The sequence below is a fragment of the Candidatus Rickettsiella isopodorum genome (assembly GCF_001881495.1).
Lineage (GTDB): Bacteria > Pseudomonadota > Gammaproteobacteria > Diplorickettsiales > Diplorickettsiaceae > Aquirickettsiella > Aquirickettsiella isopodorum.
Window position 1 is genome coordinate 49,472 of the sequence record NZ_LUKY01000033.1, and the last position, 14,189, is coordinate 63,660.

Sequence of the window (14,189 nt, forward strand, 5' to 3'; positions counted from 1 at the left end):
CTATTTTGTTCCGGTAAAATCAATGTCGTAACCCGCTTTCAAGCTTACATACGCTTTTTTCCAACCTTTTAATTGACCTTCAACTTGCTTAAAGCGCCGATCTTTAGGCTTTACATTCAAGAGTTGAATAGCATTTACTTTAACATTAAACAGAGATTCTACTGCTTGTTTGATTTCTGATTTATTCGCATTTTTTAATACTTTAAATACAAATTGACGATGCTTATCCGCTAGCATGGTAGACTTTTCCGACAAATGTGGTCTTTCAATAATTTTAAACCGGCGCAACTGCTGAGTTAAGGCAATATTCATCATGCTAATAGCTCCTCAATTTGTTTTAAAGCAGGCGCAGTAATTAATATCTTTTCATAATGAATTAAGTTAACAGGATGGATAGCTTCTACATCGGTTAACTCAATCTTATGTAAATTTCTTGCCGCTAAATAAATATTTTCATTAATTTCTTCAAGAACAATCAGCACTTTTTGGTTAATTTTGAGTTCTTGGAGTTTAGCCAGTAAATCACGTGTTTTAGCTTTTTCAAGTTCAAAGGATTCCAAAACGACAAACCGGTCTTGGCGTAATAATTCTGAACAAATCGATCGCATCGCAGCACGATACATTTTTTTATTTACTTTTTGCGAAAAGTCTTGCGTACTTGCTGCGAAAGTAACTCCACCACTACGCCACAATGGGCTGCGAATAGTACCTGCTCTTGCGCGCCCCATACCTTTTTGTTTCCAAGGTTTCTTTCCGCCACCACTCACTGCAGCGCGATTTTTCTGCGCACGTGTACCTTGCCGTCCTCCTGCTAAATAAGCAGTGACCACTTGATGAATTAAAGGTTCATTAAAACGACATCCGAAAACAGCTTCTGACAGCTGTAATTCTTGATTCGAACCATTCTTTGTTACTAAAGCCACTTGCATAGAGCCATTCCAACTATTTATATTTCAAATCAATCTATACTTTTCGCATTTGATTTTTTGTCTGTGTTGCCGCTCAATTTACAATCCTCATGTATGCAATATACACTGCGGTTGCTTCATCACGCCGCCTTTCCAAAAATCCGATTGCTGCGAGTATATACCAAGAGATCAACCTTTGTTTCGTTTATTCTTTTTTCTTACCGCAGGTTTAACAATAACCTGTCCACCAGGTGCACCTGGTATCGCTCCTTTTATATGCAGCAAATGCCTTTCAGAATCGACCTTAACCACTTCTAAAGATTGAATCGTACAGCGATGATTCCCTAACTGCCCGCACATTTTTTTTCCCTTAAATACTCGACCCGGTGATTGACGTTGACCTATAGAACCGGGCGCACGATGTGAAAGCGAGTTACCATGCGTAGCATCTTGCGTAGCAAAGTGGTGCCGCTTAACAACGCCGGCAAATCCTTTACCTTTATTAGTCCCTGTTACATCTACCCACGCACCTAATTTAAATAATTTATCAACGGTAATTTCTTTTCCTAATGATAAATCTTTAATAAATTCACTATCCTCATCATTTAATTTAAATTCCCAAAGACCTTTTCCAGGCTCAACATTTGCCTTAGCAAAATGACCTGCTTCAGGCTTATTGAGACGCGAAGAAGATTTTTTATCGGTGGTTACTTGAACAGATTCATACCCATCGCGTTCTTTAGTTTTAATTTGAACCACACGATTAGGTAGTATTTCAATGAGTGTGACAGGTATCGCTGCGCCATTTTCAGCATATATCTGCGTCATACCACATTTTCGACCTATTAAACCCATTGTCATAACTAAATACCTTCACTGAATTAGCATTTTTAATCAAATTACTTATCTTTTTTGTCGCTCTTTTCTTTTTTATCACTCATGGTTCGTAGCTCGATACTAACCTCAGAAGGTAAATCATCCAGACGCTTAAGCGCATCTGCTGTTTTATCAGTTGAAGCGTAAACATCTATTAAACGTTTATGTGTACGTATTTCATATTGATCACGAGCGTCTTTATCAACATGCGGCGAAGTATTAATCGTTAACTTCTTAATCTTTGTCGGTAAAGGGATAGGACAAATGATCGCACCGGTACGTTTTAATGAACTTACAATCTTCTCTGTTGCCTTATCAATTAAACGATGATCAAACGCATGTAACACAATACGAAAATCTTGACTTTGTAAAGACATAACACTACCTACTGACCTTTAGGCCTTTTTACCTTTTTTAAGGAGATTAGAAACAACACCCGATCCTACGGTTTTACCACCTTCACGAATGGCGAAACGTAAGCCTTTTTCCATGGCAACACCATATTCATTCATCAGCGTCACTGTTATCTTAACGTTATCACCCGGCATAACCATTTCAGATCCTTCGGGAAGCTTAATCGTTCCAGTAACATCGGTCGTTCTGAAATAAAATTGTGGTTTATAATTATTCATGAATGCCGTGTGACGACCACCCTCTTCCTTCGTCAGCACATAAATTTCCGCTTCAAATTCAGTCCAAGCTTCTACTGTACCTGGCTTAGCCAATACTTGTCCGCGTTCCACATCTTCACGTTTTAATCCTCGGATCAACGCACCTATGTTGTCGCCTGCTTCACCTTGATCAAGCAACTTACGGAACATTTCCACACCTGTTACTGCTGTATCTTGTACTGCTCTTAAACCAACCACTTGCACCGCATCACCCACTTTAACAATTCCGCGTTCTACACGGCCAGTTACTACCGTACCACGACCTGAAATAGTAAAGACATCTTCGATAGGCATTAAGAAAGGTTTTTCGGTATCACGAACAGGTTCTGGGAAATAGTCATCCATTGCCTTAACCAAGGCATAAACACCACCCCCTTCACAATCACCTTCTATGGCTTTTTTAGCTGATCCACGAATAACTGGAATATCATCACCAGGAAATTCATATTTAGAAAGTAATTCTCTGATTTCCATTTCCACTAAATCTAATAATTCTGCATCATCTACCATGTCGCATTTATTCATAAACACAACGATATTAGGTACACCTACTTGTCGTGCTAACAATATGTGTTCGCGTGTCTGTGGCATGGGGCCATCAGCTGCACTCACCACAAGTATCGCACCGTCCATTTGTGCCGCACCGGTAATCATGTTTTTGACATAATCGGCGTGACCGGGACAATCAACATGCGCATAGTGGCGCTTATCGCTTTCATACTCAACATGTGAGGTTGAAATAGTGATACCACGGGCTTTTTCTTCTGGCGCTTTATCAATTTTATCAAACGCAACTGCTTCACCACCAAACTTATCTGCCATACATTTGGTAATCGCTGCCGTCAATGTTGTCTTACCATGATCAACGTGGCCTATAGTTCCCACGTTTAAGTGGGGCTTATTTCGTTCAAATTTTCCAATGGCCATAATTTTTACCTCAATATCTATTAATTACTATCATCTTTTTTACGAATAATACCATCCGCAACATTTGCGGGAGCCTCGTTATATTTACCAAACTCCATCGTATAAGTAGCACGTCCTTGAGTTGCTGAACGTAGATCTGTGGCATAACCAAACATTTCTGAAAGTGGCACCTCAGCACGTATCATTTTTCCACCACCGGCAGGCAAATCTTCCATACCTTGCAAAATGCCACGACGACGATTCAGATCACCCATGACGTCACCCATGTAGTCTTCGGGTGTTACTACTTCAACTTTCATAATCGGCTCTAATAATACGGGCGTTGCTTTCCGAGCACCTTCTTTAAAAGCCATGGAACCCGCAATTTTGAAAGCCATTTCACTGGAATCAACATCATGATAAGTCCCATCGAAAAGGGTTACTTTCACATCGACAACAGGATAACCGGCTATCACACCATTTTCTAATTGTTCTTTTATTCCTTTATCAACAGCTGGAATATATTCTCTAGGAATAACGCCACCGACTATAGCATTTTCGAATTCATAACCTTTACCGGCTTCTAGTGGCTCTAACTTTATCCATACATGACCATATTGACCACGACCACCACTTTGACGAACAAACTTTCCTTCTTGCTCGACGGCTTTACGTATCGTTTCTCGATAAGCGACTTGTGGTTTGCCGACATTAGCTTCGACACTAAATTCTCGCTTCATTCGGTCAACAATAATCTCTAAATGCAACTCACCCATACCAGAAATAATGGTCTGGCCTGATTCTTCATCAACGCGCACGCGAAAAGAAGGATCTTCCTGGGCTAGTTTACTCAACGCTATCGACATTTTCTCTTGATCAGCCTTGGTTTTAGGCTCTACCGCAACCGAGATCACAGGCTCAGGAAACTCCATGCGCTCTAACGTAATAATATTATTCGGATCTGAAAGCGTATCACCGGTGGTGGTGTACTTCAGACCCACCGCGGCAGCAATATCACCTGCTCTGACTTCTTTTATTTCTTCACGAGTATTAGCGTGCATTTGCACAATACGCCCTATACGCTCTTTTTTGCTTTTAACAGGGTTATAAACACTATCACCACTCTTGACAACACCGGAATAGACTCGAAAATATACCAATGATCCTACAAAAGGATCCGTAGCAATTTTAAAAGCGAGCGCAGCAAAAGGCGCATCATCAACAGGCGGCCTTTCAGCGACTGTTTGGCCCGCATCATCGAGTACCCCTTTAATAGCGGCAACATCATTAGGCGCCGGCAAATACTCAATAACAGCATCCAACATCGCCTGTACACCCTTGTTCTTAAAGGCAGACCCACACAGTACCGGCACAATCTTGTTATCTAAAGTCAATATACGGATAGCCTGCTTGATTTCGTCGATACTAAATTTTTCGCCATTGAGATAACGCTCTGTCATCTCTTCAGAAGCTTCAGCCACCGCTTCAATTAGCTTTTCATGCCAAACTTCACATTCAGCTTTTAAAGCCTCAGGAATATCTCGATATTCAAAACGCATACCTTGCGTACTTTCGTCCCAGTAAATAGCTTTCATTTGTACCAAATCGACGACGCCTTCAAAATTCTCTTCCGCACCTATTGGAATATGAATAGGAATCGGACGCCCCCCTAAACGTTTGGCTATTTGATCGACTACACGCAAAAAATTAGCACCCGCCCTATCCATCTTATTCACAAAAGCAAGACGTGGCACTTGATATTTATTTGCTTGGCGCCATACCGTTTCAGATTGTGGCTCCACACCACTCACAGCACAAAAGACGACACAAGCCCCATCCAGCACGCGCAGCGAACGTTCCACTTCAATAGTAAAATCGACGTGGCCAGGCGTATCAATGATATTGATACGATGCTGAGGAAATTGATGTGCCATACCATCCCAAAAACAGGTGGTCGCTGCTGAGGTAATCGTAATGCCACGTTCTTGTTCTTGAGCCATCCAATCCATAATGGCAGTCCCTTCATGGACCTCACCCAGCTTATGGGATACCCCCGTATAAAACAAAATACGCTCTGTTGTTGTTGTCTTCCCCGCATCAATATGGGCAATAATACCGATATTTCGATAGCGTTCTATGGGCGTTTGTCGATCCACACTCAGTACCTTTTATAAATTTTTTAAAATCAACCGAACCTAAAATGGGCAAAGGCTTGGTTAGCTTTCGCCATACGGTGCGTATCTTCTCTTTTTTTCACTGCGATGCCTTTATTGTCATAAGCATCTAAAATTTCAGCGGACAAGCGTTGCGCCATGGTCTTTTCACTACGTTGGCTCGCTGCCACCTTAAGCCAGCGCATCGCTAAGGCTGTACGTCGAGAAGGGCGCACTTCTACTGGAATCTGATAGGTTGAGCCACCCACACGCCTTGCTCTCACTTCTACATTCGGTCGGATATTATCTAAAGCCTGATCAAAGATATCGAGTAAGGCACCAGCATCGAAACCTTGTTTACCACCACTACCTTCTACACCCTCTTGTTCATCTCTCTCTACTTTTTTAGATTTATCTTTTAACCGAGCATCCAGCCGCTCTAAAGCACCATAAACGATTTTTTCTGCAACCGCTTTTTTCCCATTTTTCATCACTGAGTTAATAAACTTACTCAATAACTCACTTTTAAACTTAGGATCAGGAAGAATAACCCTTTTAGCAGCAACACGTCTTCTTGGCATAACTCAAATTCCTAGCTATTTAATTTATTTATCTTTAGGCCTTTTAGCCCCATATTTAGAACGGCCTTGTTTTCGGCCCGATACACCGGAAGTGTCTAAAGCACCCCGCACTACGTGATATCGAACACCAGGCAAGTCTTTTACCCGTCCGCCGCGCATCAGAATAACCGAATGCTCCTGAAGATTATGGCCTTCACCACCGATATAAGTCGTTACCTCCATACCGTTGGTTAAACGAACCCGCGCTACCTTACGTAAAGCCGAGTTTGGCTTTTTAGGGGTAACCGTATAAACACGTGTACAAACACCGCGTTTTTGGGGACATTCACCCAATGCAGGCACCATTGATTTAGTGCGTCTTTGGACACGTGGTTTTCGTACTAACTGGTTAATTGTGGCCATGTAATCTCTTTACTCAAAAATGTGGCTTAAATTTACTCTGAATACTTTCTTTTTTAGTGAAAATCAAACTTTTATTTGCTATTACACTAAATTTTTTAGGTGTTACAGTAAGCTCAAAAAAATCTTTCTTCATCGAACGAAGAGGGGCGAGATTGTAAAGAGACCGCTCTAAGATGTCAAGTGTCGACATCGTTTTCTCTGCTTATTTTTCCTACAAACTTTTGTATTTTTCTAGTCTTTTTATCTTTACAAATAGGGATAAAAAACAAAAGTGATAAAAGCATATCGTTTGCCCCTATCACTCATCTTACGCACAAAGTACTTAGCTGCACGCAGAGCCTCATACCTGATGTCCTACTCCTCAAAAAAACCTACGTTGATGCTACCCTCATCCTGTCATTTATGATTAAAAAATCAGGCGAAATCATGTCCAGCAGATGAAACTGCTGCTCTCTCTTCTCACTCTCTGCAGTGGCCGTTGATTTTTGGAAAAATGCTGAGTTAGCCTTAGATAACCAACGCTCATTTAGGACAGGATCAAATTTAACTAGCTTGTCAAAATAGCGTTTAATAGCGGCTAAGAATAACTGCAATAAGTGTATAAAAGCTTCTGATAAATTTGATTTTTTTAAAAAAAATACGGGTTTAAGCAGCTCTTCTGTACAGTTTATATTGGCACTTTGAATACTGGCCGCTAATTTATAGCCATTATTTTTAACTTTACTAAGATTCAGTGAAATGCAAGAAGAAGTTTGGCAATAGTAGTCTCCTTTCTCGACCAATACGACTTCGTTATCCGAAGTATCAAAAGATTTTTTTTCTTTATAGGTATTAATCTCTTCAATTTGGATACCCTTACCATCCTCTGACCAAGAAAAGTTTATCCGCATATCCGGTTGTCCAATAATAGCATTCTGATTATGCTGTTGATAACATTCATTCATTAATTGCATGCTTAACTTAGAGAAAGTATGTGGAAAACCTCCCTGATGAAAAGAGTAGAGAACCAGCGCGATATAATATTTTTTTAACTCTTTGTCTTCTATTTGTTCAAGCAGATGAGTTTCAATAAATTGGGATAGATCCTGTTTGCTTTCAAACATCTTGTTCTTTCGTAGCTCCTTAACACTTCTTCCATTGATAAAATAAACCTCCCAATTTCTCTCCCAATCACCTTCTGTGACATTGGTACCCAATGTCACATTGATTGTCTTATCTTTTATATCCTGTAAATCTTCATTTAAAATTCGAAGATTAAAAAATTCCGTAGGTGTATTTTTTACTGCTTTAGGCTTATTTAAGCGAGCGAGCTTGGTTTCTAATTGAACTGTTTCTACATCTAGCTTTAAATCGCTAGGCAAAAAATAAGTTGATTTAACTAAGCCTTCAGCCCCAGGCGCATTTTCTGAAGCAACGTGTTGCTGATGTTTAGACTTGAATAATTCTTCTAATAGGGTTAAATAATTGCCTCTATCCGATTTATTATCCTGATAATGAGGGAATTTTTTATTCTGATGATAGTAAACCGCCGCTGCATCCGCTGCTATGGATGCGCCTCCCGTACGATCTTTCCCACTCTTACAAGCTATCCAAGAAACACCTCCCAAGCAATTAACAATGATTGTCTCAGCAAAACTTCTAAGTTGTGGCTTATGTCTTTCATCACTGGCTAAGACACCTTGCCCAGATGGAATTGATAATAGAGTCTGTAAGGCATGCAGTAATTGAAATACATTTTCACCCAAAATTTTTCTAATCTCTTCATTAAAAAAACTCTCAAGCATCTTAACTAAAGATTTTCTACTATTAGCAGATATTTTTCCTACTTTTTCGCAGAAATTCAGCTCTTTTATCAATTTACGTAACTGAAAATTAAAACTTTCAGCTTTCTCGAATTGATTCATGTATTTTATCAATTGAGGCCAGCTTTCCACTCCTTTGTTTTGTTGATTAATTTTAGGTTTTAGCTGAAATAAAGGATTTAAATAACGGGCAACAGCGCCTAGCAATAGTGCTGTATTGAATTCATTATGTTTATTCTGAAGAGGATAAGTTCCAAAATGACGTAATACATTAAATGGATTATTTGTTGATAATAAAGTTAATCTAATGGGCTTATATTGATAAGCCTTATTATCCTGGTCAAACAATCTCCATTTTTTTAAAAAATCCTTATAGAATAGATTTTCATTTTGCTCATTTTGAGTAAAAAAAAGCGCTTTGACTTTGAGATCCTCAATTGACGTTTCAGGATTTGCTAAAGCGTACTGAAAAAGTTTAACCGCTCTTTCTTTGAGCGCATATATTTGTGTGTCGTTATCGCTAGCCCTACTAAAAAACTTAGCTTTAGCACTCGCTATTTTTCCAGGTGACAAAATAGATTGGCTTAAAATAACTAGTTCGGAGGTAGATTCAAGGACATCAGACTTTTCTTTTAAGCTCAATCTAATCTGAGAAGCTAAATTTAAACACGTTAAACGAAATTGCTCATCGTCAGTATTTTTATTTTCAAGCAAATCAATAGGGAGTTGAGCGGCGTGCCGAAAATAAGATAAAGCCACCGCATTATTAATCTTACATTCATGATACGATAAATTAGCAAGACCGGGCACATTACGTAGTGAAGAAGGAATAGAACAAGCCGCTAGTTCTTTTTGATTTTCTATAATAAAACTCTGCTGCCATATAGCCAAGGATTTAAGCCAGAGCGTATCGTTATCTGAATATTCTGGAAACAACAACTCTTTATCGACAAGAGGTTTTTCACTCAAAACTATGTTTAAGTTTTTTGGATTAGTATCGTTTTCTCTTGCTGGAAAACTCACTTGTGTCTCGAAAGACCTACGTCCTTTTAGCCACACCGAATAACGTTCAGCAACAAGCAAGGATTGAAAAGGGGTTTCTAGTGTTGTGTGAAAATCCAGTATTGAAATATAAGATTTAAGTAATCTATTAGTGAAACTCTCGTTTGCTGCTTTAAAAGAGGATATTTTTTCCCTTTTAAGATCATCCGCATAATCTTTATAAAGTCTTTCAATTTGTTCGCCAATGAAATCTAATCTAGCTGAAAACTTATTGCCTAGCTTCCATTCTTGTTCAGTTAAATACTTTATCAACAACAACATCCCTGCTTTATAAGACTCTCCTCGGAGAGTAAAATTATCATATAAACTAAGTTTTTCAGTTGTCATACGAGAACCTTTGCTTCGTTTTATAAGTACATGTTTTGATTGATATTACTTAATTAAAACATAGAATTATTAAAAAAAAATGAATAGACATCGATTCTTGATTTCGAAAAATTAGAATAGTTGAGCAAGTGGTAGAAAAGTAAAGATAAGGTATAAAAAAGAATGCACCCTAAGGTGCATTCTTTTCTTAAAGCGTAAAAGGACTAAAAGCTCTCACTTAAAATCCTCAGTCTCAAAAATTATGATTTTTTATCCTCTTTAGGTTCAGATAACGCCTGACTGAGTGCTTGCTCTACATCACTCGCTGTCATTTGTGGTGCTGCTGCTGTAGCATTTAAGCGTTGCTGTCTTGCCAATACATTGGCAGCCCGCTGACGACGCGCTTCGGCATGATAAGCAAACCCTGTCCCTGCGGGTATTAAACGGCCCACAATCACATTTTCTTTTAATCCTTTCAGTTCATCGCGCTTTCCAGTAACAGCTGCTTCGGTTAATACTCGTGTCGTTTCTTGGAATGACGCCGCTGAGATAAAGGAGTCCGTCGCTAAAGAAGCTTTAGTAATACCTAACAAAACCGCTTCAAAGCGTGCAGGTAATTTATCTTCAGCAACCAGCTTTCTATTTTCTTCTTTGAGACGAGACTCTTCTAATTGCTCACCTTTTAAGAACCTGCTTTCACCCGAATCAAGAATGTTTACTTTACGCAACATTTGACGAACGATGACTTCAATATGTTTATCATTGATTTTCACACCTTGTAGGCGATAAACTTCTTGCACTTCACTGACGATATAATTAGTCAGTGCGTTAATACCTAACAAACGTAAGATATCATGTGGATTTAAAGGCCCATCGGCAACAATTTCACCACATTCTACATGTTCACCTTCAAAAACCGTTACGTGACGCCATTTAGGAATTAACGCCTCAAACGCTTCACCGTCATTGCCGGTAATCACTAAGCGTCGTTTACCTTTCGTTTCCTTACCAAAACTGATGATACCGGAAATTTCGGCTAAAATAGCAGGCTCCTTAGGCTTACGTGCTTCAAAAAGGTCTGCAACTCGCGGTAAACCACCTGTAATATCACGCGTTTTTGAGGTTTCTTGTGGGATACGTGCCACGATGTCACCCACGCCCACAGCCGCACCATCTTCCAAGCTCAAAATAGCATTAATTGGTAAGAAATAATGCGCAGGCAAACGCGTACCCGGTAAGAACAGGTCATTGCCTTCTTTATCGGTCAGTCGGACCATAGGACGTAATTCCTTACCACCTGAGCCACGTTGCTTGGAATCCATGACCACAATACTGGTTAAACCGGTAAGCTCATCGGTTTGTCGATTCATCGTAATACCATCAATTAAGTCAATAAACTTAACATAACCGGCTACTTCCGTTACCACGGGATGCGTATGTGGATCCCATTGAGCAATTAACTGGCCTGGAACCACTTCGGTACCATCAGAAACTTTAATCGTGGCACCATAAGGCAATTTATAGCGTTCTCTTTCACGACCTTGGGGATCCAATAATGTTAACTCACCTGAACGCGAGACGGTCACATAGTGACCATCATTGTGTTTAACGAGCTTGATATTATGTAATTTAATACGGCCTTTAGACTTCACTTGGATATGATTCGCTAAAGCAATCTGTGAGGCTGCACCACCGATATGGAAGGTACGCATGGTTAACTGTGTACCAGGCTCCCCTATCGATTGAGCAGCGATAACACCAACTGATTCGCCAATACCCACTAAATGACCACGCGCTAAGTCACGACCATAACAGGCAGCGCAAATTCCATATTTAGCTTCACAAGTAATCGGCGAACGCACATTCACTTGATCCACGGCACGTTCTTCTAAGATATTGACCCAATCTTCATCTAATAAGGTGCCTTTACTCACCACAATATCGTCACTGCCTGGTAAACTAACATCTTCAGCCAATACACGGCCTAATACACGCTCACGTAACGGGACCATGATTTCTCCCCCTTCAACGTGGGGAGTAATCGCAATGCCTAAGGTCGCTCCACAATCATCTTCAGTGACGACCATATCTTGCGCTACGTCCACCAAGCGGCGCGTCAGATAACCGGAATTAGCCGTCTTAAGCGCAGTATCGGCCAAACCTTTACGCGCACCGTGCGTAGAAATAAAGTATTGTAATACGTCTAAACCTTCACGGAAGTTAGCCGTAATCGGTGTCTCAATAATGGTGCCGTCCGGTTTAGTCATCAAACCTCGCATACCAGCTAACTGACGCATTTGCGCGGGTGAACCCCGGGCGCCAGAGTCAGCCATCATGTACACTGGATTAAACGACTCTTGCGATACTATCGACCCATCAGCGGCTGTTACATTTTCAGTCGCTAATTTTTCCATCATTGCTTTAGCCACTTGGTCATTCGTACGCGACCAAATATCAACCACCTTGTTATAACGTTCTCCCTGCGTGACTAAACCGGATGCATATTGCGCTTCAATTTCTTTTACTTCGGTTTCAGCGGCCGCAATAATTGCGGCTTTATTTTCAGGTATGATCAGATCTTCAATCCCTACCGAAATACCCGCACGTGTAGCATAGCCAAAGCCGGTATACATCAATTTATCAGCAAAAATAACCGTCGCTTTCAAACCCAAGCGTCGATAACATTCATTGATAAGACTTAATATCGCTTTTTTATTCAGTGTCTTATTAATTAAAGAAAAGGGTAAGCCATCTGGCAGCGTTTCACGTAATAAAGCTCTACCCACGGTGGAGTCAACTAGCTTAACTGTTTCCTTACGTTCACCTTTCGCATCGAATAGTACTTCCGTTATTCTAACTTTAATCTTGGCGTGTAAATCTGCATAACCTGCATCATACAACTGGCGCACATCGTTAATATCGGCACAAACTAAACCTTCTCCTTTGGCATTAATTTTGTCGCGTGTTAAATAATAAAGTCCTAAAACCACGTCCTGAGTCGGAAGGATAATGGGCTCACCGTTCGCTGGGGATAAAATATTGTTAGTCGACATCATCAACGTTCGTGCTTCTAACTGTGCTTCGATAGTAAGCGGAACATGCACTGCCATTTGGTCACCGTCAAAGTCTGCGTTATACGCCGTACAAACTAAAGGATGCAATTGAATGGCTTTCCCTTCAACTAAAATAGGTTCAAATGCCTGAATACCTAAACGATGCAGTGTCGGTGCTCGGTTTAATAAGACTGGATGTTCACGAATCACATCTTCGAGTATATCCCAAACTTCTGGTGACTCATTTTCTACCATTTTCTTAGCGGCTTTAATCGTAGATGCTAAACCACGGAATTGTAATTTACTTAAAATAAAAGGCTTAAATAACTCTAAAGCCATTTTTTTCGGTAAACCACATTGATGTAATTTTAAAGTAGGACCTACAACGATAACCGAACGACCTGAATAATCGACCCGTTTACCCAGTAAGTTTTGTCTAAATCGACCTTGTTTACCCTTGATCATATCCGCCAAAGATTTTAATGGTCGTTTATTACTACCGGTAATCGCACGGCCACGTCGACCATTATCCAATAAGGCATCGACTGATTCTTGCAACATACGTTTTTCGTTACGCACAATAATATCCGGTGCGTTCAGATCTAATAAACGCTTTAGACGGTTATTACGATTGATCACACGACGATAAAGATCATTGAGATCCGACGTTGCAAAGCGTCCTCCATCTAAAGGGACTAGAGGGCGTAAATCAGGTGGTAATACCGGTAATACGGTTAAAACCATCCATTCCGGTTTATTTCCCGATTGATCAAACCCTTCCAGCAGCTTTAAACGTTTAGAAAATTTTTTTAATTTGGTTTCTGAACTGGTATTAGGAATTTCTTCACGTAAAGTATTAATTTCTTCTTTCAAATCCAACGTAATCAATAATTGCTGTATGGCTTCGGCACCCATACGTGCATCAAATTCGTCACCATGTTCCTCGATAGCCTCTAAGTATTGCTCATCCGTTAAAAGTTGACCCCGTTCCAATGTCGTCATACCGGGCTCTATGACCACAAATGCTTCAAAATACAGAACGCGTTCTATATCGCGTAAGGTCATATCGAGTAATAAACCGATACGTGAAGGTAAAGATTTTAAAAACCAAATATGAGCGACTGGACTGGCTAGTTCGACATGACCCATACGCTCACGTCGTACTTTCGTCAATGCCACTTCGACACCACATTTTTCACAAATCACACCGCGATGTTTAAGCCGCTTGTACTTACCACATAAACACTCATAGTCTTTAATCGGTCCAAAGATTTTTGCACAAAACAATCCATCTCTTTCCGGTTTGAAAGTACGGTAATTAATAGTCTCTGGTTTTTTCACTTCACCATAAGACCAGGTGCGAATCATTTCCGGTGAAGCTAAGGAGATACGAATATTATCAAACTCATCTAAATAATCTTCTTGCTTTAGTATCCCTAACAAATCTGACATCAACGGTTTATCCGTAA

At 40.1% G+C, this 14,189-nt stretch carries 10 protein-coding genes; all 10 read right to left on the bottom strand.

Features of this window, described 5'->3' with window-relative positions; all coding sequences use genetic code 11:
- The 10 genes from rplW to rpoC all read right to left on the bottom strand — a co-directional run bounded on the left by rplW (nucleotide 1) and on the right by rpoC (nucleotide 14,172).
- Nucleotides 1-315, bottom strand: coding sequence for a 50S ribosomal protein L23 (gene rplW / locus A1D18_RS04215; protein ID WP_084028736.1), 315 nt, complete (start codon nucleotides 313-315; stop codon nucleotides 1-3).
- Nucleotides 312-929, bottom strand: coding sequence for a 50S ribosomal protein L4 (gene rplD, locus A1D18_RS04220; protein ID WP_071662573.1), 618 nt, complete (start codon nucleotides 927-929; stop codon nucleotides 312-314). The genes rplW and rplD overlap by 4 nt, the downstream gene beginning before the upstream one ends.
- A 168-nt stretch (nucleotides 930-1,097) precedes the next feature.
- On the bottom strand, nucleotides 1,098-1,769 hold the full coding sequence (rplC, locus tag A1D18_RS04225) for a 50S ribosomal protein L3 (protein ID WP_071662574.1): 672 nt from the start codon (nucleotides 1,767-1,769) through the stop codon (nucleotides 1,098-1,100).
- Between the two features lie 38 nt (nucleotides 1,770-1,807).
- Nucleotides 1,808-2,161, bottom strand: coding sequence for a 30S ribosomal protein S10 (gene rpsJ, locus A1D18_RS04230; RefSeq protein ID WP_071662575.1), 354 nt, complete (start codon nucleotides 2,159-2,161; stop codon nucleotides 1,808-1,810).
- 18 nt (nucleotides 2,162-2,179) lie between these two features.
- Entirely contained in the window at nucleotides 2,180-3,382 is a 1,203-nt protein-coding gene (gene tuf / locus A1D18_RS04235; protein ID WP_071662576.1) for an elongation factor Tu, read from the bottom strand.
- 20 nt (nucleotides 3,383-3,402) lie between these two features.
- Nucleotides 3,403-5,523 carry an elongation factor G gene (gene fusA, locus A1D18_RS04240; RefSeq protein WP_425429442.1) on the bottom strand — a complete coding sequence of 707 codons (2,121 nt, stop codon included), beginning with the start codon at nucleotides 5,521-5,523 and terminating at the stop codon, nucleotides 3,403-3,405.
- A 23-nt stretch (nucleotides 5,524-5,546) separates the two neighbouring features.
- On the bottom strand, nucleotides 5,547-6,095 hold the full coding sequence (rpsG, locus tag A1D18_RS04245) for a 30S ribosomal protein S7 (RefSeq protein WP_071662578.1): 549 nt from the start codon (nucleotides 6,093-6,095) through the stop codon (nucleotides 5,547-5,549).
- A gap of 24 nt (nucleotides 6,096-6,119) precedes the next feature.
- A complete protein-coding gene (rpsL, locus tag A1D18_RS04250; RefSeq protein WP_071662579.1) occupies nucleotides 6,120-6,497 on the bottom strand; it encodes a 30S ribosomal protein S12 in 378 nt (125 codons plus the stop codon).
- 371 nt (nucleotides 6,498-6,868) lie between these two features.
- The gene (locus A1D18_RS04255) at nucleotides 6,869-9,688 is read right to left on the bottom strand and encodes a hypothetical protein (protein ID WP_071662580.1); all 2,820 of its coding nucleotides are present in this window, start codon (nucleotides 9,686-9,688) and stop codon (nucleotides 6,869-6,871) included.
- A 239-nt stretch (nucleotides 9,689-9,927) separates the two neighbouring features.
- On the bottom strand, nucleotides 9,928-14,172 hold the full coding sequence (rpoC, locus tag A1D18_RS04260; protein WP_071663003.1) for a DNA-directed RNA polymerase subunit beta': 4,245 nt from the start codon (nucleotides 14,170-14,172) through the stop codon (nucleotides 9,928-9,930).
- Nucleotides 14,173-14,189 lie beyond the last annotated feature (17 nt).

Bases quoted from the DNA above. Each gene is read 5' to 3' on its own strand.
- rpsG (WP_071662578.1), bottom strand. From the start codon at position 6,095: ATGCCAAGAAGACGTGTTGCTGCTAAAAGGGTTATTCTTCCTGATCCT.
- rpsJ (WP_071662575.1), bottom strand. From the start codon at position 2,161: ATGTCTTTACAAAGTCAAGATTTTCGTATTGTGTTACATGCGTTTGAT.
- rpsL (WP_071662579.1), bottom strand. From the start codon at position 6,497: ATGGCCACAATTAACCAGTTAGTACGAAAACCACGTGTCCAAAGACGC.
- rplC (WP_071662574.1), bottom strand. From the start codon at position 1,769: ATGACAATGGGTTTAATAGGTCGAAAATGTGGTATGACGCAGATATAT.
- rplW (WP_084028736.1), bottom strand. From the start codon at position 315: ATGATGAATATTGCCTTAACTCAGCAGTTGCGCCGGTTTAAAATTATT.
- rpoC (WP_071663003.1), bottom strand. From the start codon at position 14,172: ATGTCAGATTTGTTAGGGATACTAAAGCAAGAAGATTATTTAGATGAG.
- tuf (WP_071662576.1), bottom strand. From the start codon at position 3,382: ATGGCCATTGGAAAATTTGAACGAAATAAGCCCCACTTAAACGTGGGA.
- rplD (WP_071662573.1), bottom strand. From the start codon at position 929: ATGCAAGTGGCTTTAGTAACAAAGAATGGTTCGAATCAAGAATTACAG.
- A1D18_RS04255 (WP_071662580.1), bottom strand. From the start codon at position 9,688: ATGACAACTGAAAAACTTAGTTTATATGATAATTTTACTCTCCGAGGA.